We start from the raw sequence: 22,577 nt of genomic DNA, 5'->3' as shown, positions 1-22,577 counted from the left end.
GCGGCACCGGGGCCTGGACCTGGACCGTGCCCACGCCCGCGGCGTCGATCGCACCGCCGCGGGGTCTTACGATGGTCGGGCGACGTCGGGCCGCGGTAGCCCCGGGCTCCATCTTCAGCCGCTTCGAGCGGCCGCGCGCCGAGAGGCGCTCCCGGTCCGACGTCGCACCCACGACCACCCGGCCGTGGGACCGGATGCCCCCCCGCGTCCGGAACCCCCGACCCAGGTCCTGACCAGGAGAGCCCCGGACAGTGGCAGACTTCGGCTGTCACCCCGGGTCCATACCCGCGACACTCGCGTTTCACGTGAGCGTCGTCGTGCAACTAGCCTGATCCCGACCTGCCGCCCCTCCTCCGGAGCCTGAAGTGCGCCTGCGCCTGACACCGCGCGACACCACGTTCTTCGACCTGTTCGCCGCCTCGGCGCAGCACCTCGTCACAGGGTCGAACCTGCTCGGCGAGATGCTCGGTGCGTCCAGCGCCGCCCGCAAGGAGCTCAACAAGCGGATGTCGGAGGCCGAGCACCTGGCCGACGAGGCGACGCACCAGATCATGCGTCGGCTCAACCAGACGTTCGTGACCCCGTTCGACCGCGACGACATCTACATGCTCGCGTCCGCGCTCGACGACTGCATGGACTTCATGGACGAGGCCGCGGACCTCATGGTCCTGTACAAGATCGGCGAGCTGCCGCCGCGCGTCGCCGACCAGGTCCAGGTGCTCCAGCGCGCCGCCGAGCTCACGGCCGAGGCCATGCCCCGCCTGCGTTCGATGGACTCGCTCGCCGAGTACTGGGTCGAGGTCAACCGCCTCGAGAACCAGGCCGACAAGTCCTACCGCAAGCTCCTCGCGCAGCTGTTCGACGAGATCAGCGACCCGATCCTCCTGCTCAAGCTCAAGGAGATCGTCGAGAAGCTCGAGGAGGCCGCGGACGCCTTCGAGAAGGTCGCGAACGCGGTCGAGACGATCGCCCTCAAGGAGTCCTGAGCGTCGTGGAGGTCGCGCTCGCCATCCTCGTCGTCGCGCTCGCTCTCGGGTTCGACTACACCAACGGGTTCCACGACGCCGCGAACGCCATCGCCACGTCGGTGTCGACGCGGGCCCTGACGCCGCGCATCGCGCTGCTCATGGCCGCGGTGATGAACTTCGCCGGCGCCCTGCTCGGTACCGAGGTCGCCGAGACGATCGCGAAGTCGATCGTCGACCTCGGCGACGCGCCCGCGCACACCCAGCTCGTCGTGGTGCTGTGCGCGCTGGTCGGTGCGATCACCTGGAACATGATCACGTGGTGGTTCGGGCTGCCGTCGTCGTCGACGCACGCGCTCATCGGCGGGCTCGTCGGCGCGGGGGTCGCCGGCGGTCTCGGCGTGTACGGCTCCGCGATCGTCGACAAGGTCGTCCTGCCGATGATCTTCTCGCCGCTCGTGGGCTTCGGGCTCGCGTTCCTCATCATGGTCGCGCTGCTGTGGGTCGTGAAGAACGCCAACCCGTCGCGCGCGACGCGCCGGTTCCGCCTCGCGCAGACCGTCTCCGCCGCCGCGATGGCGCTCGGGCACGGCCTGCAGGACGCGCAGAAGACCATGGGCGTCATCGTCATGGCGCTCGCCGCGGTCGGCTGGGCCGAGCCGGGCGAGATCCCGCTGTGGGTCAAGCTCGCCGCGGCCGCCGCGATCTCCGCGGGCACGTACTCCGGTGGCTGGCGCATCATGCGCACGCTCGGTCGCAAGATCATCGAGCTCGACCCGGCGCGCGGGTTCGTCGCCGAGTCGGTGTCCGCCACGGTGCTCTACGTCAACGCGTTCGTGCTGCACGCGCCGGTCTCGACGACGCACACGATCACCTCGGCCATCATGGGCGTGGGCGCGACCAAGCGTCTGTCCGCCGTGCGCTGGGGCGTGGCCAAGAACATCGCGATCGCGTGGATCCTGACGATCCCCGCGGCCGCGCTCGTCGCCGCGGTGTTCACGCTGCTCGTCCACCCCTTCCTCGGCTGACCCGCGCCACGCTGCGGGCCACCCGCACCGCGACGCGGCCCCGGCCCTACTCGAGCCGGCCGGCGCGCCACAGCTGTGCGGCGTGCTCGAGCTCCTCGGCCGTGCGCAGCAGCGCGGACGCGCCGAACGTCTGACGCGTCGCCCCGCGCGGGTCGACCGCGTCCAGGTGGTCGGCGTCGATCGCGGCCCCCGCGGCCAGCACGCGGCAGAACGCGCCCGCCCGCTCGAGCGCGACGTCGAGGTCGCCCGTGTAGACGCCCGAGAGCACGGCGTCGGCCACCGCCCGCACGTCGGCGGGCCCCGGTGCCTGTGCGACGCCCGCGACCACGTCGTGCACCGGGACCGCGGCGGTGCCCTGCCGGTACCGGTCGGCGATGGTCTCCGGGTCGCGGCGCACCCACTCGCGCAGCACGTACAGCCGCCACAGCGCGCCGGGCAGCGTCGCGGGCGCGCTGTCGGACCACAGCCCGGCGACCACGTCCAGCCCCTCGGTCTCGACGAGCGCGACCAGCCGGGCCACCACCTGCGGGTCCTGGTTGGCGCGGCCCTGGTGGACGAGCGCGGCCGCGGTCGTGTGCGCGACCTCGGCACGCAGCGCGGGGTCGAGCTCGCCGGGCAGCTCGTCCGCCGCCTGGGGGTCGAGCATCGCGGGACGCCGGGGCCGGCGCGGTTCGTCGGACATCGTCACCTCCGCGCCCAGTCTCCCCCGAGCGGGCCGCCCGGGCATCGGCCGACGTCGCAGCCGTCGTCGCAGATAGCAACGCGGACGGCACCGTGGGCGCTCGACGTGCCACCTCTCGACGTGCAGCGCACGGGCGTCGGCGTCAGGGTGGACCTCGGGGCGGCGCGACGGGGCCGCGACGTGACGAGAGGGGCGCACACCATGTCCACAGGTCCGGAGGCGTCCACAGGTCCGGAGACGGTCCGCAGCGGCGGGCCGGGGGGTGCCGGGGGTCCCGCGGACGCCCGGCGCAGCCCGCACCACGGGAAGGCCGTCGCGCTCGCCGTGGCGGCGGCGGTCGGCGGGTTCCTGTTCGGCTTCGACTCGTCGGTCATCAACGGCGCGGTCAAGGCGTTCACCGACGAGTTCGGCCTCAGCGACGCGCTGTCGGGCTTCGCGGTCGCGGTCGCGCTGCTGGGCTGCGCGCTCGGTGCCTGGCTGGGCGGTCGGCTCGCGGACCGGTACGGCCGCACGCGCGTCATGTTCATCGGCGCGGTGCTGTTCTTCGTCTCGTCGATCCTGTCCGGTATCGCGTTCGGCGTGTGGGACCTGATCCTGTGGCGGTTCCTCGCGGGGGTCGGCATCGGCATCGCGTCCGTGATCGCACCCGCCTACATCGCGGAGATCGCGCCCGCGGTGATCCGCGGGCGGCTCGGCTCGCTGCAGCAGCTCGCGATCGTCATCGGCATCTTCGCCGCGCTGCTGTCCGACCAGCTGCTCGCGCTGGCGACGCCGGGCGAGGGCGCGGACGCGGCGGGCGAGCTGTGGCTCGGGCTCGAGGCGTGGCGGTGGATGTTCATCGTCGCGGTGGTGCCCGCCACGGTGTACGGGATCCTCGCGCTGCGCATCCCCGAGTCGCCGCGCTACCTGGTGAGCAAGGGCCGCCAGGACGAGGCGCTGGCGGTGCTGACGGACGTGCTCGGCACGCGCGAGGAGGCCGCCGACCGGGTCGCCGAGATCGAGAACACGATCCGCAGCGACGAGCACGCGCCCAAGGCGAGCCTGCGCGGGCCGCGGTTCGGGCTCCTGCCGGTGGTGTGGGTCGGGATCCTGCTGTCGGTGTTCCAGCAGTTCGTCGGGATCAACGTGATCTTCTACTACTCGAACACGCTGTGGCAGGCCGTCGGGTTCGACGAGAGCGACTCGTTCACGATCTCGACGATCACGGCGGTCACCAACGTCGTCGTCACGTTCATCGCGATCGCGCTCGTCGACAAGGTGGGCCGCCGTCCGCTGCTGCTGATCGGCTCCGCGGGGATGGCGGTGTGCCTGGCGGTCATGGCGATCGCGTTCCTCAACTCCTATGAGGTGCCCGACCCGGAGAACGCGGGCGAGGTGCTGACGCAGCTGCCCGACGGCTGGGGCACGACCGCGCTGATCGCCGCGAACGCGTTCGTCGTGTTCTTCGGCGCGACGTGGGGCCCGCTGGTGTGGGTGCTGCTGGGCGAGATGTTCCCCAACCGCATCCGGGCCGCTGCCCTCGGCGTCGCCGCGGCCGCGCAGTGGATCGCGAACTTCCTCATCACGATCTCGTTCCCGCCGCTGCTGGGAGCGTTCGGCGCGTCGGTGCCGTACTTCATGTACGCGCTGTTCGCGGCGCTGTCGTTCGTGTTCACGCTCTGGCGCGTGCCGGAGACGAAGGGCGTCGAGCTCGAGGACATGGAGGGCGTGCGGGTCCAGCGCCGCGGGCAGACCGCCTGACGCGCCCCGCCGGGCCGTCCGTCGCGAGCGCCGCTCCCTGCCGGGGGCGGCGCTCGGCGTGTGAGCCACGAGACGCCCGGTTTCGTTGCATACTGCACACATCGGCGCGTACAGTTGCATGCAGCAACCACCAGTGAGGACCCCGTGACCGCCCACCAGCAGAACCCCGAGCTCGCGATGCTCCGTGCCGCCGAGACGTTCTGGCGCACGCTGCGCGACGCGAGCGCACCCCTCGTCCGCGGCATCGACTGCAGCCGGGCCACCGCCGCGCTCATCCGCACCCTCGCGACACGCGCCCGCGAGGGGAACCCCACCCAGGTCGGCGACGTCGCACACCTCATGCGGGTCGACGTGTCCGTCGCCAGCCGCCAGGTCAGCCAGCTCGTCGACGACGGCCTCGTCGAGCGCATCGTCGACACCGACGACCGCCGGGCCCGCACGCTGCACCTGACCCCCGCGGGCGTCGCGCGCGCCGAGGAGATCGAGGCGGCCCTCGCAGAGCGCACCGCCGACCTGTTCGCCGACTGGGACGACCGCGACCTCGCGGCGGCCACCGAGGTGCTCGTCCGGCTCAGCGCGACGTTCGACCGCGCGAGCGTCCTGCCCGACCGCGCACCCGCCTGACGCCGCCTCGCGCTCCCCCTCGCACCAGCCGCACAGCACCCCGCCGACGACGCCGGGCCCCGACCGCACGAAGAGAACCAGGAACACCGTGTCCCAGCACCCCACCCCGCCCGGCGCACCCGGCACCACCGCGCCCGGCACCACCGCGCCCGGCACCACCGCGCCCGCCATGACCCGCCGCGAGGTCCTCGAGGCGCTCTCCGGCATCCTGCTCGGGATGTTCGTCTCGATGCTCGCCACGAGCGTCGTGTCGTCCTCGCTGCCCCGCATCATCACCGACCTCGGCGGGAGCCAGTCGGCGTTCACCTGGGTCGTCACCGCGACCCTGCTGACCACCACGATCTCCACGCCGATCTGGGGCAAGCTCGCCGACCTCGTGAGCCGCAAGCTGCTCGTGCAGCTCGCGCTGGCCGTGACCGTCGTGTCGTCCGCGCTGGCCGGCCTCGCGCACAACACCGACATGCTCATCGCGATGCGCGCCCTGCAGGGCGTCGGCGCGGGCGGCATGACGGCGCTCGGCACCGTGCTGATCGCGGACATCATCAGCCCCCGCGAGCGCGGCCGGTACATGGGCCTCATGGGCGCGATCATGGGCATCTCGATGGTCGGCGGCCCGCTGCTCGGCGGGGTCATCACCGACTCCTCGCTCACGTGGCGCGCCAACTTCTTCGTCGGGCTGCCGTTCGCGATCTTCGCGATCGTCGTCCTCCAGCGCACGCTGCACCTGCCCACGGTCGCGCGCCGCGTGGTGCGGATCGACTACTGGGGCGCCACGCTGATCTCGGTCGGCATCGCGCTGCTCCTGCTGTGGATCACGTTCGCCGGCAGCTCGTTCGACTGGGCCTCGTGGCAGACCGCCGCGATGGTCGGCGGTGCCGTCGTCACGCTCGCGGCCGCGCTGTGGGTCGAGTCCCGCGCGGCGGAGCCGATCATCCCGCTGCACCTGTTCCGCAACCGCACGCTCGTGCTGTCCGTCATCGCCAGCATCGCGGTGGGCATCGCGATGTTCGGCACCTCGGTGTTCCTCAGCCAGTACATGCAGCTCGCCCGCGGCAAGACCCCGACCGAGTCGGGCCTCATGACGATCCCGATGATCGCGGGCGTGCTCGTCTCGTCGACCGTGTCCGGCCAGATCATCTCCAAGACGGGCCGCTACAAGGCGTTCATGATCTGGGGCGCCGCGGTGCTCACCGCCGGCATCGGCCTCATGGGCACGATCCACTACGACACGAGCTTCGTGCTCGTCAGCGCGTACATGGTGATCCTCGGTGCGGGCGTCGGCATGCTCATGCAGAACCTGGTGCTCGCCGTGCAGAACACGCTGCACGTCTCCGAGGTCGGCTCCGGCACCTCGACCGTCGCGTTCTTCCGCACGCTCGGTGGCGCGATCGGCGTCTCGGTGCTCGGCGCGGTCCTGTCGAACCGCTCGACGGACTACATCGTCACCGGCCTGAGCAAGCTGGGCATCGACCCGCGCGCGATGGGCGGCGACGGCACGCTGCCCGACCTGTCGACGCTCCCCGGCCCGGTGCGCACGGTCGTCGAGCAGTCGTTCGGTGACGCGATCGCCGACCTGTTCCTGTTCGCGGCGCCCGTCGCGCTCATCTCGCTGGTGGCGGTGCTGTTCCTCAAGGAGGTGCCGCTCGGCCGGCGCTCGGGCGTCGAGCAGCTCCTCGACGAGCAGGCCACCGACGAGCAGGTGCGCGACGAGCTCGCGGACGGCGCGCGACGCCGCTGACGTCCCACCCCGACGACGACGGGGGCTCGCCCCGCGCCCGTCCCCGTCGTCGTCGGTCCGACCGTCCGCTCAGGTGCACCCCAGCGTGGTCGTCGTCCGCAGGTCGAGCCACGGCGTGAAGCCGTCGAGGTCAGCCCACCGCCGACGCGGCCGGCGTCGCGGGCTGCGTCGCCCACGCCGAGGACAGGTCGCGGTTGAGCCGGCCCAGCTGCGCGGTGAGCTGGGAGATCTGCTCCGGCGCCCAGTCCTCGAGCGCGCGGGCCAGGAAGTCGGTCCGCGCCTGCTGCGCGGAGGCGAGCCGGCACGACCCCTCGGGCGTCAGCGCGAGGAGCTGGCCGCGGAAGTCGTCCGGGTCGGGCGAGCGCGTCAGGAGCCCCAGCGCGCCGAGCCGCGCGAGCTGGCGGGACATCGTCCCGCGTCCCACCCCGATGTACGCGGCCAGGTCGCTCGCGCGCACCCCGGGCGTCCGCTCGATGAGCGCGAGCAGCTCGTACGCCGAGGGCTCGAGCTCCGGGTGCACCCGCCGCGCCATCGCGGTCGAGGACGCGGTCGCTCGGCGCAGGAACAAGCCGAGCTCGCGCTCGAGCTGTTGCAGGTCGTCGTCCATCACGCGCACATCTTGGCGCGTGAGGTGCCCCTGTGGGAACGGTTCGCCCGGGCCGACGTCGAGCCCGAAGGGGTGAACGTTCTGCGCCGGTCCGTGCCCGATGGCCCGGATCGGGCGCATCCAGGTGCTATCGCGTCCAGGTGACGCGCTGCCGGGCGACGTGCGCGACGGCCGCGACACGGTCCGGCTCGAGCACGGGTGGGAGCCCGCGGATCGCGCGCGGCAGCTCGCCACGCGTCACGACGACGGCCTCCCCGGGCGCGGGCGGGGCCTCGACCTGCAGCTCCCCGCGGACGACGACGAGCGCCCGGACCGTGATGTCGGCGCACCCCGCGCGCAGCAGCAGCCCCTGCACCCGCGCGGCCTCCATGCGGGCCGCGTGCAGGTGGCCGACGGCCGTCCCGCCGATCGTCATGAGCCGGCCACGCACGACCACGCGCTCGCCGGGCGTGCCGCGCTCCGCGACGGTCAGGATGCCGCCGGGGCCGACGAGCAGGTGCTCCACGACCGTCCCCTGCCGGCCGAGCGGCACGTCGTGCACCACGTGCCAGCCCTCGGCGTACAGGCGCTCGAGGCGCGTGCGCAGCGGTGCGCCGCGCTCCGCGCGCGGCTCGTCCGTGGGGCCGAGCCACGCGTGCAGCGCGGTGCGCTCGGGCTCGCCGAACGGCTGGCGGGGCAGCGGGAGCGTGATCTCGTTGCCGTCGCCGCGCAGGAACTCCTGCGCCGCCCGGCGCAGGCCCTCCTCGAGCTCCGGCTCCTCGACGACCACCTCACCCGACTGCAGGTCGATCGACCCGACCCGCGCACCGGTCTCGTGGGTCACGTAGAGCCGGTCGGCGCCGTACCGCCGCCACCGTCGCACCGTGAGCACCTCGTCCACGCGGTCATTATCGGCGCGTACGGGCCCCGGCTTCAGCCCGTCTCGCAGGTTCGCCCGGCGTGTCGACCGAACGGATCAGGCGTGTCCCGCCGACGAGGCCCGGACGGGTGCTCCCGGCACCCGGGCGGCGGGTCGGGAGCCCTCGTCCGGCTGACGGTCCGGTCCTCAGCCCTGGGCGTCCACCGGCTCGAACGTCAGGCTCACCGAGTTCATGCAGAACCGGTCGCCGGTCGGCGTCTGGGGCGCGTCGTCGAACACGTGGCCCAGGTGCGAGCCGCACCGGGCGCACCGCACCTCCGTGCGGACCATCCCGTGCGACCGGTCCTCGACCAGCTCGACCGCGTCGCCCGCGAGCGGCGTGAAGAAGCTCGGCCACCCGCAGTGCGAGTCGAACTTCGCGTCCGACGAGAACAGCTCGCCACCGCACGCGCGACACCGGTACACGCCGCGGCGCTTCTCGTCGAGCAGCGCGCCCGTGAACGCGCGCTCGGTGCCCGCGCGCCGCAGGACCGCGAACTCCTGCGGCTCGAGCTCGAGCGCCCACTGCTCGTCGGTCTTCGTGACCTCGTACGTCACGTGCCCACCTCCTCGCCCGCGACGCGCGTCGTGCGCGCCGTCCATCGCCCTCAACACGACCACGTGCGCGGTCGTTCCCGCGCGTCGAGGACGGGTGGTGCTCGCCGCGGGGGCCGCCACCGCCTAACCTCCGGTAGGGACCGGGCGGACCGGAGGGAGGCCCCGTGGCGCGAGCCGCCGCACGGCGACGCTGGTCGCTCACGCGCTACTTCGGCGTCGTGAGCTTCCTCGCCATGGCCGCCCTCGGCGTCGCGCTCGTGTGGATGACCGGGCGGGTCATGCACGAGCAGTCGGTGCGCGACGGCACGCAGTCGGCGGCCTCGGTCATGGCGTACGCCGCCGCACCGCTGCCGCCCGAGGCGTTCGACATCGCGGTGCTCGGCGATGCGCAGCGTGAGTCCGTGCGCAGCGCGACCTCGCTGTTCTCGTCGCGCCTCGTCGAGCTGCGGCTGTGGAGCACCGCGGGCGCGCTGATGTACAGCTCGACCGACGCCACCGTGGGCTTCCCGGACACCGAGCGGCTCGCGCAGGTGCTCGCCGACGGTGAGGCCGACGCGCAGGTGCTCGACGACGTCAACCAGGTGGACTCGATCGGCACGGGTGCGACCGTCACCGAGGTGCTCGACGTGTACGTGCCCGTGCGGGCGTCGGACGCGCGGGACCTGGCGGGCGCGGTGATCGGCACACCGCTGCCCTCCGCCGCACCGGGTGCGGGCAGCTCCGATCCGGTGATCGGCGCGGCCGAGATCGTGCTCGACCACACCGAGGCGGTCGCCACGCTCGCGCAGGCCCGCGGCACCGTCACGCTCGTCGTCGGCGGCGGGCTGGTCGCCCTGTGGCTCCTGCTGTTCCGCACCGTGCACGCGACGTCCAAGCGCCTGCAGGCGTCGGCGATGGAGAACGCGCGGCTCGCGCTGCTCGACTCGCTGACCGGCCTGCCGAACCGTCGCCTGCTCGCGGACCGCATGCGTCGCGACGTCGCCGAGGCGCTGCGGTCCGGCGGTCGGGTCGGCCTGGTGCTGCTCGACATCGACCGGTTCAAGGACATCAACGACTCGCTCGGGCACGACCACGGCGACGAGCTGCTCGAGCAGGTCGCGGAGCGGCTGCGCGGCGCGCTGCGCGACGAGGACGTCGTCGCGCGGCTCGGCGGCGACGAGTTCGCGGTGCTCCTGCCCGACGTGCGGTCGGTCGCGAACGCCGAGCGGCTGGCCCGCCGCGTGCGCCAGCTGTTCATCCCGCCGTTCCAGCTCGGGGAGATGTCCCTGCACGTGGAGACGTCCGTGGGGGTCGCGTGCATCCCGGACCACGCGAGCGACGCCTCGTCGCTCATGCGCACCGCGGACGTCGCGATGTACTCCGCCAAGCACCACCGCACGGGCGTCGCGGTGTACGACCCCGACGAGGACCACTCCTCGCCGCAGCGCCTCGTCCTGCTGGGCGACCTGCACCACGCGATCGAGGCGCCCGTCGGCGAGTCCGAGCTCGTCATGCACTACCAGCCGAAGGTGTCCCTCGAGACGGGCCGCCCCGTCGGGTACGAGGCCCTGATGCGCTGGGACCACCCGACGCGCGGGCTGCTGCTGCCGGGCGCGTTCATCCCGCTGGCGGAGCAGTCGGGCCTCATCCACGAGCTCACCCGGTTCGCGCTGACCAGCGCGATCACCCAGCTCGCACGGTGGCGCGAGGCGGGCACGCCGCTGCCGGTCGCGGTCAACCTGTCCGCGCACGACGTCACGACGACCGCGGTGGTCGACGCGATCGAGGGGCTGCTGGTCGAGCACGACGTGCCCGCGGCACTGCTCGAGGTCGAGATCACCGAGACCGCGCTCGTCGCGGACCCCTCGCGCATCGTGCCCGTGCTGGAGCGACTCGGCGCACTGGGCGTGCACGTCGCGATCGACGACTTCGGCATCGGCAACACGTCCATCTCGCAGCTGCGCGACCTGCCGGTCGGCGAGCTCAAGATCGACCGGCTGTTCGTCGCCGACCTGCGCGACGGCGACGGCGAGCGGTCCGAGGTCGTCGTGCAGGCCATGGTCGACCTGGCGCACTCGTTCGGGCTGCGCGTCGTCGCCGAGGGCGTCGAGGACGAGCAGACCGCGGCGACGCTGCGCCGGCTCGGGGTCGACCGCGCCCAGGGGTTCTGGTACTCCCCCGCCGTGCCGCCCGAGGAGGTCCCCGCAGCGCAGCGCCCCGCGCGCGCGCCACGCGTGCGCGGCGCCCGGGGCGCGTGAGATCATCCGGAGAAAGTCGGGCCAACCGCTCAAGTCACGGGGCCGTCGCGTCGATGAGCCGAGTACCCGTGGTGTCAGCCGAGACCCGCCCGAGGGGGGAACCGCACGATGATGGACGACCTGATCGAGGAGATGGTCAACCCTGCCCCGGCGCAGGCCGACAAGGCCCGCCGGCGCCGCCTGTGGGCGACCGTCACGATCGTCGGCCTGGCGGCCCTGGGCGTCACCTCGCTGACCACGTCGGCGCTGTTCACCGACCAGGAGAAGGCGAACGACGCGATCACCACCGGCCGCGTGAACCTCGAGCTCGGCCAGCTCGAGTTCTCGGTGCCGGTCGACAACATGCTCCCCGGGGCGTCCGTCGTCGCGCCGGTCACGGTCAGCAACAACGGCTCGCTGCGCTACCAGTACGCGATCAGCTACCGCGCGGACGACCGCTCGGGCGACACGGCGGACCTGTCGAGCGCGCTGCGCGTCAGCATCTACGACACGTCGACGTGCACGCTCGCGGGGACGTCGACGGCGACCAACCGCATCGGCCAGAGCGGCGCTCCCGGCACGTTCGGGCTCGCGACGAGCGACACCCCGATCGTCGGGACGCCCGGCGTCGACGAGGCGACCGGCAACCGGTTCCTCAACGCGACCGCGTCCGAGGACCTGTGCGTCCGCATCGACTTCGACGAGACCGCCGACAACTCCTTCCAGGACACGTCGACCACGCTCGAGCTGACCTTCGACGCGCGCCAGATCACGTTCGACCCGGCCGACCCCGACGAGTCCGACGCCTGAGCCCTGCGCGATGCCTCGTCCGCCGCGGCAACCGATCCGGCTCGAGGGCGAGCGGCGCGCACAGCGCCGCCCGGCCCGCCCCGAGCCGGCTCGGCGTCGTCCCCGGTGGCGTCTGCTGACGTCCGTGGCGCTGTGGACGGTCGTCGCGGTCGGGACGCTCGCGTTCACCGCGTCGCTCGCCGTCCCGCTGTGGTTCCAGTCGCGCGACCAGCGCCTGCTCATCGTGACGTCGGGGTCGATGGCGCCCGTGTTCGACGCGGGTGACGCGGTCGTCATGCGCAAGGTCGACGACCCGTCCCAGCTCAAGGTCGGCCAGATCATCTCGTTCTGGCCGCTGGGCTCCCGGCAGATGGTGACCCACCGCATCGTCGACCTGGTCAGCCTGCCGAAGCTCGAGCAGGACGCCACGGGGACGATGGTCGAGGTGCGCGACGCCGCCGGCGACGTGATCACGAGCCCGTACATCGTGACGAAGGGCGACGCGAACGCGGAGAACGACCCGAACGCGACGCCGTACACGCGCGTGCGCGGCATCGTGCTCGACGTGCACCCCGGGTGGGGATGGGTGCTGCAGTGGGCGAGCTCCGCGGTCGGGCGGGCCGTGATGCTCGTGCCACCGCTGCTCGCCCTGGGCGTCCTCGAGCTGCTCGCGGTGCGTGAGGCGCGCGCCCGCCGTCCCCGCACGCCGCCACCGGACGAGAGGTACCTCGATGCGGTCCTCCACGGCTGAGCACGGCGCTGAGGACCGGCGTGCGCGCCGGGAGTTCCTCGCGGTCGACCGCGGGTCGCTGGTCCGGCTCGTCGTGACGGTGCTGCTCGGCCTCGCCGCGCTCGTCGGACCCCGGCTGACGCCCACGTCCGCGCAGTTCACCGACTCGGTCGAGGTCCCGGCGACGGTGGGCACGGCGGTCGACTTCGCACCCGCGCCGCTCGACGCGCCGGCGCCGAGCGCGACCCCCTGACGGCCCGCGGGGCGCCCGTCAGCCGCGCGGGTCCTCCGGCTGCGCCGGCAGGCGCACGGTCATCGTCGTGCCCTCCCCCAGGGTGCTCGCGACGTCCAGCGTCCCACCGTGCGCGTCGACCACCGCCTTGGCGATCGACAGCCCGAGCCCGACGCCCGGGACGGCGCCGCGCTGCGCGGACGCCGCGCGGAAGAACCGCTGGGTGAGCCGTGCGATCTCGTCGGGCGCGATGCCGACGCCGGAGTCGCTGACCTCCAGGACGGCACCCGTCCGCCCCGACTCGTCGGGCGGGCCGGGCGCGACCGACACCACGACCGTGCCCCCGGGCCGCGTGAACTTGATCGCGTTGGTCAGCAGGTTGTCGACGACCTGCGCGAGCCGGGTCGCGTCGGCCACCACGGGGGTCGGTGCGACGTCCTGCGTGAGCGTGACGTTCGCGTTCTGCGCGGCGTACGCGGCGGAGGCCACCGAGGACCGCACCACGTCGGCGAGGTCGATCCGCGTGGGGGAGACCTGGAACGTGCCCGCGTCCACCTGCGCGGTCAGCAGCAGGTCGCTGACGAGCCGCAGCTGGCGGCGCGCGTTGCGCTCGATGATCGTCACGTACTCGCGCTGCTCGTCGGACAGCGGGTCCGGCCCGTCTTGCAGGAGCTCGAGGTAGCCGAGCACCGCGGTCAGGGGCGTGCGCAGCTCGTGGCTGACGAGGCTGACGAACTGGTCCTTGAACGCCGCCGCCTCGCGCTCGGCGGTGACGTCGGAGGCGACGACGACGAAGCCGCTGCTCGCCCCGTCGCCCTCGACGCGACGCGTGACCGCGAGCCGCACGGTCCGGCGCTCGCCGTCGCGCCGCACCCACGTCCAGTCGCGCACGTTCGAGCCGTCGCCCCGCGCGGGGGACACGACCACGTCGAGCAGACGCCGGTCGGCCTGCTCGCCCTCGCCGCGCACGTCGTGGCCGGTCGCGCTGCGGTACCGCTCGCGCAGCTCGTCCGGGTCGTGCAGCGCGGTGAGCCGCAGGCGGCCGACCACGGAGCCCTGCGCGTGACCGAGCAGGCGCTCGGCTCCCGCGTTGAACACCTGGATCACGCCGTCGGCGTCGGTCGCGATGATCGCCTGCTCGGTCGCGGAGTCGATCACCGCGACCATCTGCTCGAGCGCGGACTCGCGGGCCGCGGCGACGCGCGCGATCACCTCCGCGTCGGTGCGCACCAGGTCGAGCAGCTCGTCCTGGTCCACGCGCAACCGGTCGAGCGCGGCGTTGCGCACCCGCAGGCGCTCGGTGGTCTCGTGCGAGACGAGCGCGAGGACGAACGCGACGAGCGCGACGACGACGGCGCGCGCGACGGTGAGCGAGGTGAACGTGCTCGGGTCGATGACGGCGGGCGTGAACACGACGAGCACGACGCACACCGTCGCGAGCGTCACGCCCCGTCGCCCGCGCTGGGACGCGAGCGTGAGCACCGGGATGAACAGCAGCGCCGCGAGCACCGAGCCGGGCCCTCCCGTGCCGGCCCGCAGCAGCGCGACCGCGCCGAGCGAGACCACGGGCAGCACGTCCGCCGCCCAGGCCGGCCACCGGCGCCACGGCAGCGTGACCGCGAGCACCAGCACGGCGACGGTCACGATCGCGGACGCGAGCACGAGCGTCGGGTCGACGACCACGTCGACGACCGCGAGGACGACCATGCCGACGGAGAAGGCGAGCACGAACGGCAGCTGCCGCTCGACGACGCCCGCCTCGGGGCCGGTGTACCGCGAGACGAACCGCAGGAACCCCGAGCCCCGCCTGCGGCGGTCCACTCCCGGTGGCGTGCTCATCGCAGCGTCGAGAGCAGCGCGAGGGCGGCGATGGTCACGACGGCCGCGACGAGCCCGACGGCGAGCACCCGGCGCTCGGCGCGCGCGTCGGCGCGGATCTCGCGCTCCAGCGCGCGCTGGTCCAGCCGCACGGGCGGCCGCCCGCTCGTCGGACCCGCCAGGCCACGACCCGTCATCCCACGACCCGTCCCGTCTTCTCGGTCTTGTCCCACTGCGCGGAGGCCCCGCGCCACTGCTTGACGTACGCGTCCAGCGTGATGGCGCACAGCACGGGGCCGTAGCCGATCACGTAGAGCAGCGGCGTGGCGAGCACCTTGACGCCGCGCACGCCGTCGACGCCCCGCACGACGGGCGCGACGAGCATCGCGACGAGCGGCCACGCGTACAGCGCGAGCTGCCACGCGTCGCGCCCCTGGTCGGTCATCCGCAGGCCGAACAGCGCCGGCACGCGCTCCTCCCACAGGCCGGGCACCCACGCCGCGGTCATGACGACGAGCGCCAGCAGGCCCGGGAACGTGAACGCCTGGAACCACGCCCGGCCCGCGGTCTCGCGGTCGAGCAGGAGCGTCGTGATGGTGATGTACACGTACGCGACGACCCCGAGCCACCACAGGGCACGGAACGCGGTCAGCGCGACCGCCGAGTCGAGCAGGTGCAGCCCGACGAGGCCGGCGGTCGCCAGGACGATCGCGACGGGCAGCATGTAGACGGAGAACCAGATGAGCCCGAACGTCCAGGACCCGAGCCGCTGCCCGCCGCGGCGCAGCGGCCACGGGCGGCGGAACCACACGTCGGAGAACCGCCGCGTGATCTGGACGTTGCCGCGCGCCCAGCGCACGCGCTGCTTCCACAGCGCGCGCACGGAGTCCGGCTCCTCGGCCGCCACGACCGCCGCGGGCTCGAACACCACCTCGCGGCCGTCGAGCTGGGTGAGGAACGTGGTGAACGTGTCCTCGGCGAGGGTCGTGGTGTCGACGCGCCCGCCGATCGACTCGAGGTTCGTGCGCGAGTGCAGCTGCGCGCCGCCCGCGAGGCACGCCATCGCGCCGAGCACGTTCTGCGCGCGCCGTGCCGCGGCCTGCGCCGTCACGTACTCGTAGCCGATGAACCGCGCGACCGAGCCGGGCCGCGCGCTGCCCTCGCGGATGTAGGCGGTGACCGCGCCGACGCGCTCGTCGGCGAGGTGCCGCGTCATCTTGCGCAGCGCGTCGGGGCGGTAGATGACGTCGGCGTCCATGATGAGCAGCGCCTGCATCCAGTCGTCCGCGAGCGCCCGCTCGATGCCGTGGTTGAGCGTGTGCGCCTTGCCCTGACCGCCCTGTACGCGGCGCAGGTGCACGATCCGGCCCGGGTGCTCGGCGGCCTTGGCCTGGACGACCTGCGGGGTGTCGTCGGTCGAGGCGTCGTCGACGACGAACACCCTGAGCCGGTCGGGCGGGTACTCCAGGCGCATGAGCCGCTCGAGCGAGGGCGCGAGCACGGCCCCCTCGTTCCACGCGGGCACGATCACGACGACGCGCGGTAGGTACGGCGAGGCGTCGCGCAGGTGGTTGCGCACCGCGTGGACGGGGACCAGCAGGTACTGCACGAGCCCGACGAGTACGGGGACCGCCCCGACCACGACGAGCGCGACGAGCAGCACGACGAGCGCGTCGTGCGCCATCACGGCTCCCCCGCCCCGGCGGACCGCCGGAGCCAGTCGTAGCGGCCGACGTCACGCGCGTCGTGCGCGTCGGTCGAGGCGACGAGCGGCACGCCCGCGGCGCGCCACCGGGCGACCGCGCGCGGTCCCGGGCACCGCCACTTCTCGTTGACCTCGACGAGCGCGCCGGCCGCGAGCGCGGCGGCGGCGATCGCGTCGAGGTGCTCGTCGCTCACGTCGTCCTCCGTCAGGCCGAGCTTGGGGACGAGCGACAGCGGGTGCGCGAGCTGCGCGGCGGGGGTGCGCCGCAGGGCGGCGACGGTCCCGTCGACGAGCATCGCGAGCACGTCGGCTGCCGTCACGTCGCCCGCGGCCATCGCCTCGTGCGTGCGGCGGGGGCTCCACGGCCCGTCCGGGCCGGGCAGCTGGTGGTCGGCGAGCAGCACGCGGTCGACACCGCCGGGGCCGCCCGCGGCGCGCAGCACGTCCGCCGGGGCGTCGACCCCGCCCGCGACGTCGAGGATCTTCGCCTCGACGCCGGTCTCGACGCGCAGACCCGCGGCGCGTGGCAGCCGCGCGAGCGCGTCGAGCCGCTGCGGCACGTCCGCCGTCGTCGCCCGGACGTGGTCGACCATCCGCACGACGCGCAGCCCACGCTCGAGCGCCGCCACGAGGTTCTCCTGCGGGGTGCTGACGGCGTCGTCGGAGAACGTCGAGTGGACGTGGTGGTCCTCGGCGGGCGACGGTGGCGGGGACGGCGCCATCAGCCCTCCGGCGCGGGCGGTGGCTCGATCGGGGGCAGGACGTCGCCGACCGGCAGGAACACGTCCTCGAGGTAGCGCACGTTGGCGACCTCGACGAACTCCACGTGGCGCGGCACCGGCAGGCCCAGGACCGCGTCGAGCACGAGCGACGGCATGTCGACGCCCGCGGCGATGGTCAGCGGCATGGCACCCGGGAACCGGGGGTTGACCTCGAGCAGCCCGGGTGTGCCGTCGGCCGTGAGCTTGAGCTGCACGTTGGCGACCGTCGTCAGCCCGATCGCCTCCGCGATGGCGGTGGCCGCCGCGACGAGCCGCTCGTCCTGCACCGTGACCCCCGCGACCGCCACGCCCGAGTCGACCCGCAGCCGGGACCGCGGCACCGCGGCGACCACGTGGCCGTCGAGGTCAGCGAACACGTCGACCGAGAACTCCTCGCCCGGCAGCAGCTCCTGCACCAGCAGGTCCTCGTCGTCGTGCACCGCGTCGAGCTCGGCCGCCGTGGCGACCACGCGGACACCGCGCGACCCGGCCCCGCGGCGCGGCTTGACGATCACGGGGAACTGCCAGCCGCTGATCGCCTGCGGCGTGCCGACCAGCTCGGTGCGCGGGACGTACGCGACGTGCGCGCACGCGCGCGCGAGCGTCAGCTTGTCGAGCGCGGTCTCGAGCGTGCGCAGCTCGGGTGACGCCACGCGCGTGCCGACCTGCGTGAACCGCTCGCGCTGCGCGGCGATGCGGGGGAGCTCGACGTCGACCGTCGGGTAGAGCACCTCGATGCCGTCCGCGGCGCACAGCTCGACCACGGTGTCGACGAAGTGCGGGGCGAGCCCCGCGGGGACGAGCCGGCGACGCTCGGGCGGCACCAGGTAGATGCCGCTCGCCCAGCGGTCCATGTCCGCGGCGTAGACCTCGACGTCGCCGCGCCGCAGCAGCGAGCGGACCACCGCCACCCCGGCGGGTCCTCCGGCCCCGGTCACGAGCACCCGCGTCATGCGTTCACCGATCCGTCCTGCGTGTCGCGGCCGGCGCCGCCGCCGGCCCTGCCTCGGGCCTTGTCGTCGGCGCGCTCGTCGGCGGCCACGCGCGCGCCCGACGACGGCACGCCGCCCGCGGCGCGCACCATCTCGAGCGGCTCGACGTAGGTCCCCGTGCCGAACCTCGCCCAGTACCGCGCCGCGGACCGCACCGCGTCGGGGTCCATGTAAGCGCGGTGGGACTGCGAGCTGAACGACGCGAGCATCTCGAGCTTCCGATCGAGGTACCCGTCGACCGTCACGAACCGCGTGGGCCGGTAGTCGATGGTCGAGGACGGGCTCTGGAAGCAGCCGAGCGTGGGCACCTCGCGGGACGCGACCTGCACGGCGCGGTGCACCGCCCGGTGGTCCTGGTGCCGGTCGTGCACCGAGTGCGTGTAGACGACCGTGGGCCTGACCTCGGCGACGGTCCGCTCGACCGCGGGGATGAGGTCCGGTGCGGACTCGAGCTGCGTGTCGACGAAGTCGAGCAGGAACAGGCGCGCGCCGACGACGCCCGCGGCCGCGAGCGCCTCGTGCCGCCGGTCCGCGGCGGCGCCGCCGACCGCCCCGCAGGACATCGTGAGCACGACGACCGTGTCGCCCGCGTCGCGGTGGGACGCGAGCGTCGCGCCGATCCCGATCTCGACGTCGTCGGGGTGCGCGCCGACGGCGAGCACGACCGCACCGCGGTCCGCCTCGCGCCGCGCGCGCCCGCGTTCGGCGATCTGCGTGGCGCGCTCGGTGAGGTCCGCCGCGGACACGGGCTTGACCAGGAAGTCGTCGGCCTGCTCGTGCAGCGCGTCGACGGCGTAGTCGACGCTCGCGAACGCGGTCATGACGATGACGGGGAGGCCGGGCACGGCGCGCCGCAGCTCGCGCAGCAGCTCGAGCCCGGACATGCCGGGGAGCTGGATGTCGGTGATGACGAGGTCGACGGGCCTGGTCGTCGCGTGCGCGAGCGCCCCGAGCGCGTCGGTGAGGACGGTCACGGACATCCCGGCGCGGCGCTCGAGCACCGTCCGGACGAACAGCCCCGTGTCGGCGTCGTCCTCGACGACGAGGACCTTGATCTGGCCGTCCACCAACGACGCCCCCCTTGTCTCCGTGCGGTCATCTCATCACCGGACGGGCCACCCGACAAACGGTCGGAGGGCGAAGCGGCGCGTCTCACGCGAGCACCTGGGACGAACCGGGACGACCGGGGCGTCGAGACGCGGGTCGTCAGCGCGGCGGGCAGGGAGGATGGGTCCGTGGCGGGGGCGGGGAATAGGGCTTTCCGCCGTAGGGTTGTCGCCAGCAGTACATGCAAACGCATGAATCTGACGGTCGACGAGACCGCCCAGGACCAGCGAAACGAGGCGAGCCGCGATGCAGTTCGGCATCTTCTCCGTCGGTGACGTGACGACCGACCCGACCACCGGCCGCACGCCCGACGACACCGAGCGCGTGCGCGCGATGCTCACGATCGCGAAGCACGCCGACGAGGCGGGCCTCGACGTCTTCGCGACCGGCGAGCACCACAACCCGCCGTTCGTCCCGTCCTCCCCCACCACGATGCTCGGCTACCTCGCGGGCGTCACGAAGCAGATCACGCTGTCCACCGCGACGACGCTCATCACGACGAACGACCCGGTCCGGCTGGCCGAGGAGTACGCGATGCTCCAGGTCATCTCCGACGGCCGGATGGACCTCATGATGGGCCGCGGCAACACCGGCCCGGTCTACCCGTGGTTCGGCCAGGACATCCGTCAGGGCATCCCGCTCGCGATCGAGAACTACGCGCTGCTGCGCCGCCTGTGGACCGAGGACGTCGTCGACTGGTCCGGCACGTTCCGCACGCCGCTGCAGGGCTTCACCTCGACCCCGCGCCCGCTCGACGGCGTCGCGCCGTTCGTGTGGCACGGCTCCATCCGCTCGCCCGAGATCGCCGAGCAGGCCGCGTACTACGGCGACGGGTTCCTGCACAACGCGATCTTCTGGCCCATGGAGCACACCGCGCAGATGGTGAACTTCTACCGCCGGCGCTACGAGCACCACGGCCACGGCAGCGCCGACCAGGCGATCGTCGGGCTCGGCGGCCAGGTCTTCATGCGCAAGGACTCGCAGAAGGCGTGGGACGAGTTCCGCCCGTACTTCGACAACGCCCCCGTCTACGGCCACGGCCCGTCGATGGAGGACTTCACGCGCGAGACCCCGCTGACCGTCGGCTCGCCGCAGCAGGTCATCGACCGGTACGGCGCGTTCTGGGAGCAGGTCGGGCACTACCAGCGCCAGCTGTTCCTCATGGACCACGCGGGCCTGCCCCTCAAGACCGTCCTCGAGCAGATCGACCTGCTCGCCGGCGAGGTCGTCCCCGTGCTCCGCCAGGAGGCCGAGGCTCGTCGTCCCGCGCACGTCCCGGCGAACCCCCCGAGCCACACCGAGCGCGTCGCCGCTGCCCGCGCGGCCGGTGAGGTGCACGCCCAGCCCGTCGCCGCCGCCGACCACTGGACCGGCCGGACCGCCGAGGACGACGTCGCGGCCGCGGACGCGGTGGCACGATGAGCACGCCCCCGATCGGAGGACCCATGGGCCAGGAGCGTTCGCTCGTCGTGATCTCGGCCGGCGTCAGCCAGCCGTCGTCGACCCGCCTGCTCGCGGACCGGCTCGCCGTCGCGACGTCCGACGAGCTCGCCGCACGCGGCCTGCGCGCGAGCGTCACGACGATCGAGCTGCGCGACCTCGCGCACGAGGTGGTCAACATGACGCTCACCGGCTTCGCGTCCGGTGCGCTGGCCGACGCGCTCGCCAAGCTCGCCGCCGCCGACGGCGTGATCGCCGTGACCCCGGTGTTCACGGCGTCCTACGCGGGGCTGTTCAAGTCGTTCGTCGACGTGCTGGACAAGGACGCGCTGGCCGGGATGCCGGTGCTGCTCGGCGCGACCGGCGGCACGGGCCGGCACTCGCTCGTGCTCGAGTACGCGCTGCGGCCGCTGTTCGGTTACCTGCACGCGGACGTCGTCGGGACCGGCGTGTTCGCCGCGACCGACGACTGGGCCGACGGGGGCGGCGACGACGTCAAGCCGCTGCCGGAGCGCATCCGGCGCGCGGGCCGCGAGCTCGCCGAGATCGTCGCCGAGCGTGAGCCCGCCAAGCCCGTCGGCCTGTACGACGCGGTGCCGAGCTTCGAGGACCTGCTGGGTCACTGAGCGCTGCGGCCGCGTCCCCGTCAGCGGTTCGTCGTCGAGAAGTGCTGGTGGTCCACCGGCCGGGTCCAGTACCCGCCCCAGGACCAGCCCTGCGCGGCGAAGGCCCGCACCACCTCGTCGTCGGCCAGGATCACCCCCGGGCCCGCGACCCGGTCGAGGAACGCCCGTCCCGCGGGCGGCGCGACGTACGTGCCGCTCACGTACGGGTTCTCGACCGGGTTCACGTCGATCGCGCGGCCGTACGAGTGCTCCGACCAGGCGGTGCCACCCGTGACCCCTCGGCAGTTGAAGGCCGACGTGTTGTCGGCGGCCATCGACGCGTCGTCGTCCGCGCCGAAGTCGTCGACGAGCCGCAGCGAGCGCAGGGGGAACTCGAGGTCGTACAGCCGCTCGAAGACCCGTACGACGCCGGTCGCGACGTCCGCGTGCACGACCAGCTCGCCGTCCCGGACCCGCCCCTCGAAGTCCACGTACCGCAGCCGCAGGTGGCGCAGGTCCGCCAACGGCACCGGGCAGCCCGGTCGCCACGAGGCGTGCATGCGCGCCGCCAACGCCGCGTCGACGCGCGAGACGCTCGCGCGGAACGGCGGACGTCGGTCGTCGGGCGGGGTCGGTGACGGGCGGGGAGGCCGCGTGCTCCAGGCGGCGGTCGGGCGGGCCGCCGGGCTGGTCCCGGGCGTGCCCGTGACGGACTGCGAGGCCCCCGTCGTGCCGCCCGTCGCGTCCCCCGTCACGCCCCCCGTCGTCACGCCCCCCGTCACGGTGGCGGTCGGCCCGGAGCACGCGCCGACCGCCAGGACCGCGACGAGCACCGGCCCGAGCGCGCAGACGACGACCGCCCCGGTGCGGTCCTGCCAGGACCTCCGGGGCGGTCGCCGTGTCATGTCAGGCGGTCGGCGCCGTGCTCAGCGCATCACTGCGCGCTGAGCGTGAACGCCGGGCCGGTGCCCGACGCCTCGACGTCGAGCCGGGAGGCCGCGAGGGTCTCGGCCGTGCGCTCGTCGACGTACACGCGGGCCGTGCCCGCCTCCACGACCTCGTCACCGGGGGTCGGTCCCGCGACCAGCGCGAGGTCGAACGCCCCCGACTCCTGCTCCTCGATGCGCAACCCACCGGACTCGGCGGGCAGGCCCGATCGGGCGGTGAGGGTCTCGACGGCGGTGCGGGCGTTGTCGGTCAGGGTGAGCACGGGGCTCTCCTCTCGTCGCCTGGGGACGAGCGCCACCCACACGCGGGTCCTGCGCGGTGGTGCCGCTCGCCTTCGGTCGACACCACCGTGCCCAGGTCGTCGCCGTCCGGGCAACCGGAGGGTCCGCTGGGC

At 73.7% G+C, this 22,577-nt stretch carries 23 protein-coding genes; 11 read left to right on the top strand and 12 right to left on the bottom strand.

What is annotated here, in order from left to right:
* Positions 1 to 365: 365 nt before the first annotated feature.
* Both ACT17Q_RS03170 and ACT17Q_RS03165 read left to right on the top strand, forming a co-directional pair.
* On the top strand, positions 366 to 986 hold the full coding sequence (locus ACT17Q_RS03170; RefSeq protein ID WP_094180877.1) for a DUF47 domain-containing protein: 621 nt from the start codon (positions 366 to 368) through the stop codon (positions 984 to 986).
* 5 nt (positions 987 to 991) lie between these two features.
* Positions 992 to 1,993 (top strand): anion permease, encoded by a 1,002-nt coding sequence (locus ACT17Q_RS03165; protein ID WP_444664691.1) that lies wholly within the window; start codon positions 992 to 994, stop codon positions 1,991 to 1,993.
* A gap of 46 nt (positions 1,994 to 2,039) precedes the next feature.
* Here ACT17Q_RS03165 and ACT17Q_RS03160 read toward each other — a convergent pair whose 3' ends face one another.
* The gene (locus ACT17Q_RS03160; protein ID WP_232514439.1) at positions 2,040 to 2,675 is read right to left on the bottom strand and encodes a hypothetical protein; all 636 of its coding nucleotides are present in this window, start codon (positions 2,673 to 2,675) and stop codon (positions 2,040 to 2,042) included.
* 201 nt (positions 2,676 to 2,876) lie between these two features.
* On the opposite strand from ACT17Q_RS03160, the gene ACT17Q_RS03155 reads away from it, so the two are divergent.
* From ACT17Q_RS03155 to ACT17Q_RS03145, 3 genes are all read left to right on the top strand, one after another.
* Positions 2,877 to 4,415: a sugar porter family MFS transporter gene (locus tag ACT17Q_RS03155; RefSeq protein ID WP_444664689.1), complete on the top strand. Its 1,539-nt coding sequence runs from the start codon at positions 2,877 to 2,879 to the stop codon at positions 4,413 to 4,415.
* Between the two features lie 144 nt (positions 4,416 to 4,559).
* Positions 4,560 to 5,039, top strand: a complete 480-nt coding sequence (locus tag ACT17Q_RS03150; RefSeq protein WP_444664687.1) for a MarR family winged helix-turn-helix transcriptional regulator — start codon at positions 4,560 to 4,562, stop codon at positions 5,037 to 5,039.
* 169 nt (positions 5,040 to 5,208) lie between these two features.
* Positions 5,209 to 6,777, top strand: coding sequence for an MDR family MFS transporter (locus tag ACT17Q_RS03145; RefSeq protein ID WP_444665354.1), 1,569 nt, complete (start codon positions 5,209 to 5,211; stop codon positions 6,775 to 6,777).
* Between the two features lie 130 nt (positions 6,778 to 6,907).
* On the opposite strand, the gene ACT17Q_RS03140 is transcribed toward ACT17Q_RS03145, so the two are convergent.
* The 3 genes from ACT17Q_RS03140 to msrB all read right to left on the bottom strand — a co-directional run bounded on the left by ACT17Q_RS03140 (position 6,908) and on the right by msrB (position 8,840).
* Positions 6,908 to 7,384: a MarR family winged helix-turn-helix transcriptional regulator gene (locus tag ACT17Q_RS03140; RefSeq protein ID WP_094180880.1), complete on the bottom strand. Its 477-nt coding sequence runs from the start codon at positions 7,382 to 7,384 to the stop codon at positions 6,908 to 6,910.
* A gap of 127 nt (positions 7,385 to 7,511) precedes the next feature.
* Positions 7,512 to 8,264 carry a nuclease-related domain-containing protein gene (locus tag ACT17Q_RS03135; RefSeq protein ID WP_268532005.1) on the bottom strand — a complete coding sequence of 251 codons (753 nt, stop codon included), beginning with the start codon at positions 8,262 to 8,264 and terminating at the stop codon, positions 7,512 to 7,514.
* A gap of 165 nt (positions 8,265 to 8,429) precedes the next feature.
* The gene (msrB, locus tag ACT17Q_RS03130) at positions 8,430 to 8,840 is read right to left on the bottom strand and encodes a peptide-methionine (R)-S-oxide reductase MsrB (RefSeq protein WP_094182317.1); all 411 of its coding nucleotides are present in this window, start codon (positions 8,838 to 8,840) and stop codon (positions 8,430 to 8,432) included.
* Positions 8,841 to 9,004: 164 nt separating this feature from the next.
* Between msrB and ACT17Q_RS03125 the strand changes: the two genes are divergently transcribed.
* From ACT17Q_RS03125 to ACT17Q_RS03110, 4 genes are all read left to right on the top strand, one after another.
* The gene (locus ACT17Q_RS03125) at positions 9,005 to 11,077 is read left to right on the top strand and encodes a putative bifunctional diguanylate cyclase/phosphodiesterase (RefSeq protein ID WP_444664684.1); all 2,073 of its coding nucleotides are present in this window, start codon (positions 9,005 to 9,007) and stop codon (positions 11,075 to 11,077) included.
* Positions 11,078 to 11,185: 108 nt separating this feature from the next.
* Complete coding sequence (locus ACT17Q_RS03120) at positions 11,186 to 11,866, top strand: TasA family protein (RefSeq protein ID WP_444664682.1); 681 nt, start codon at positions 11,186 to 11,188, stop codon at positions 11,864 to 11,866.
* Positions 11,867 to 11,990: 124 nt separating this feature from the next.
* Positions 11,991 to 12,596: a signal peptidase I gene (locus ACT17Q_RS03115; RefSeq protein WP_444664681.1), complete on the top strand. Its 606-nt coding sequence runs from the start codon at positions 11,991 to 11,993 to the stop codon at positions 12,594 to 12,596.
* Positions 12,577 to 12,828 (top strand): hypothetical protein, encoded by a 252-nt coding sequence (locus ACT17Q_RS03110; RefSeq protein ID WP_268531997.1) that lies wholly within the window; start codon positions 12,577 to 12,579, stop codon positions 12,826 to 12,828. Before ACT17Q_RS03115 ends, ACT17Q_RS03110 begins: the two co-directional genes overlap by 20 nt.
* Positions 12,829 to 12,846: 18 nt before the next feature.
* On the opposite strand, the gene ACT17Q_RS03105 is transcribed toward ACT17Q_RS03110, so the two are convergent.
* The 6 genes from ACT17Q_RS03105 to ACT17Q_RS03080 are packed head-to-tail and all read right to left on the bottom strand — an operon-like array spanning position 12,847 to position 19,150.
* Positions 12,847 to 14,646, bottom strand: a complete 1,800-nt coding sequence (locus ACT17Q_RS03105) for a sensor histidine kinase (RefSeq protein WP_444664679.1) — start codon at positions 14,644 to 14,646, stop codon at positions 12,847 to 12,849.
* Positions 14,643 to 14,822, bottom strand: coding sequence for a hypothetical protein (locus ACT17Q_RS03100; RefSeq protein ID WP_444664677.1), 180 nt, complete (start codon positions 14,820 to 14,822; stop codon positions 14,643 to 14,645). The genes ACT17Q_RS03105 and ACT17Q_RS03100 overlap by 4 nt, the downstream gene beginning before the upstream one ends.
* Positions 14,819 to 16,309, bottom strand: coding sequence for a glycosyltransferase (locus tag ACT17Q_RS03095; RefSeq protein ID WP_444664675.1), 1,491 nt, complete (start codon positions 16,307 to 16,309; stop codon positions 14,819 to 14,821). The genes ACT17Q_RS03100 and ACT17Q_RS03095 overlap by 4 nt, the downstream gene beginning before the upstream one ends.
* Entirely contained in the window at positions 16,309 to 17,052 is a 744-nt protein-coding gene (locus tag ACT17Q_RS03090) for a histidinol-phosphatase (RefSeq protein WP_444664673.1), read from the bottom strand. The genes ACT17Q_RS03095 and ACT17Q_RS03090 overlap by 1 nt, the downstream gene beginning before the upstream one ends.
* On the bottom strand, positions 17,052 to 18,044 hold the full coding sequence (locus ACT17Q_RS03085; RefSeq protein ID WP_444664671.1) for an ATP-grasp domain-containing protein: 993 nt from the start codon (positions 18,042 to 18,044) through the stop codon (positions 17,052 to 17,054). The genes ACT17Q_RS03090 and ACT17Q_RS03085 overlap by 1 nt, the downstream gene beginning before the upstream one ends.
* Positions 18,041 to 19,150 carry a response regulator gene (locus ACT17Q_RS03080; RefSeq protein ID WP_444664669.1) on the bottom strand — a complete coding sequence of 370 codons (1,110 nt, stop codon included), beginning with the start codon at positions 19,148 to 19,150 and terminating at the stop codon, positions 18,041 to 18,043. Before ACT17Q_RS03080 ends, ACT17Q_RS03085 begins: the two co-directional genes overlap by 4 nt.
* 286 nt (positions 19,151 to 19,436) lie before the next feature.
* Between ACT17Q_RS03080 and ACT17Q_RS03075 the strand changes: the two genes are divergently transcribed.
* Together ACT17Q_RS03075 and ACT17Q_RS03070 are read left to right on the top strand one after the other, a co-directional pair.
* Positions 19,437 to 20,612: an LLM class flavin-dependent oxidoreductase gene (locus ACT17Q_RS03075; protein ID WP_444664667.1), complete on the top strand. Its 1,176-nt coding sequence runs from the start codon at positions 19,437 to 19,439 to the stop codon at positions 20,610 to 20,612.
* Positions 20,613 to 20,635: 23 nt separating this feature from the next.
* Positions 20,636 to 21,256 (top strand): CE1759 family FMN reductase, encoded by a 621-nt coding sequence (locus tag ACT17Q_RS03070; protein WP_444665353.1) that lies wholly within the window; start codon positions 20,636 to 20,638, stop codon positions 21,254 to 21,256.
* Between the two features lie 20 nt (positions 21,257 to 21,276).
* On the opposite strand, the gene ACT17Q_RS03065 is transcribed toward ACT17Q_RS03070, so the two are convergent.
* Together ACT17Q_RS03065 and ACT17Q_RS03060 are read right to left on the bottom strand one after the other, a co-directional pair.
* Positions 21,277 to 22,140 (bottom strand): M15 family metallopeptidase, encoded by an 864-nt coding sequence (locus ACT17Q_RS03065; RefSeq protein WP_444664665.1) that lies wholly within the window; start codon positions 22,138 to 22,140, stop codon positions 21,277 to 21,279.
* A 29-nt stretch (positions 22,141 to 22,169) separates the two neighbouring features.
* Complete coding sequence (locus tag ACT17Q_RS03060; RefSeq protein WP_094180891.1) at positions 22,170 to 22,445, bottom strand: adhesin; 276 nt, start codon at positions 22,443 to 22,445, stop codon at positions 22,170 to 22,172.
* Between the last annotated feature and the right edge of the window lie 132 nt (positions 22,446 to 22,577).

The organism is Cellulomonas sp. CW35 (assembly GCF_052378485.1).
Taxonomy (GTDB): domain Bacteria; phylum Actinomycetota; class Actinomycetes; order Actinomycetales; family Cellulomonadaceae; genus Cellulomonas; species Cellulomonas uda.
Note: the sequence above shows the minus strand (reverse complement) of the source record. Positions and strands in the feature narration are given on the sequence as shown.

What these genes read in the sequence shown, in the direction of transcription:
- ACT17Q_RS03090 (WP_444664673.1), bottom strand. Translation starts at nt 17,052, where the DNA reads ATGGCGCCGTCCCCGCCACCGTCGCCCGCCGAGGACCACCACGTCCAC.
- ACT17Q_RS03065 (WP_444664665.1), bottom strand. Translation starts at nt 22,140, where the DNA reads ATGACACGGCGACCGCCCCGGAGGTCCTGGCAGGACCGCACCGGGGCG.
- ACT17Q_RS03070 (WP_444665353.1), top strand. Translation starts at nt 20,636, where the DNA reads ATGGGCCAGGAGCGTTCGCTCGTCGTGATCTCGGCCGGCGTCAGCCAG.
- ACT17Q_RS03075 (WP_444664667.1), top strand. Translation starts at nt 19,437, where the DNA reads ATGCAGTTCGGCATCTTCTCCGTCGGTGACGTGACGACCGACCCGACC.
- ACT17Q_RS03095 (WP_444664675.1), bottom strand. Translation starts at nt 16,309, where the DNA reads ATGGCGCACGACGCGCTCGTCGTGCTGCTCGTCGCGCTCGTCGTGGTC.
- ACT17Q_RS03085 (WP_444664671.1), bottom strand. Translation starts at nt 18,044, where the DNA reads ATGACGCGGGTGCTCGTGACCGGGGCCGGAGGACCCGCCGGGGTGGCG.
- ACT17Q_RS03120 (WP_444664682.1), top strand. Translation starts at nt 11,186, where the DNA reads ATGATGGACGACCTGATCGAGGAGATGGTCAACCCTGCCCCGGCGCAG.
- ACT17Q_RS03100 (WP_444664677.1), bottom strand. Translation starts at nt 14,822, where the DNA reads ATGACGGGTCGTGGCCTGGCGGGTCCGACGAGCGGGCGGCCGCCCGTG.
- ACT17Q_RS03145 (WP_444665354.1), top strand. Translation starts at nt 5,209, where the DNA reads ATGACCCGCCGCGAGGTCCTCGAGGCGCTCTCCGGCATCCTGCTCGGG.
- ACT17Q_RS03110 (WP_268531997.1), top strand. Translation starts at nt 12,577, where the DNA reads ATGCGGTCCTCCACGGCTGAGCACGGCGCTGAGGACCGGCGTGCGCGC.
- ACT17Q_RS03160 (WP_232514439.1), bottom strand. Translation starts at nt 2,675, where the DNA reads ATGTCCGACGAACCGCGCCGGCCCCGGCGTCCCGCGATGCTCGACCCC.
- ACT17Q_RS03105 (WP_444664679.1), bottom strand. Translation starts at nt 14,646, where the DNA reads ATGAGCACGCCACCGGGAGTGGACCGCCGCAGGCGGGGCTCGGGGTTC.
- ACT17Q_RS03155 (WP_444664689.1), top strand. Translation starts at nt 2,877, where the DNA reads ATGTCCACAGGTCCGGAGGCGTCCACAGGTCCGGAGACGGTCCGCAGC.
- ACT17Q_RS03140 (WP_094180880.1), bottom strand. Translation starts at nt 7,384, where the DNA reads ATGGACGACGACCTGCAACAGCTCGAGCGCGAGCTCGGCTTGTTCCTG.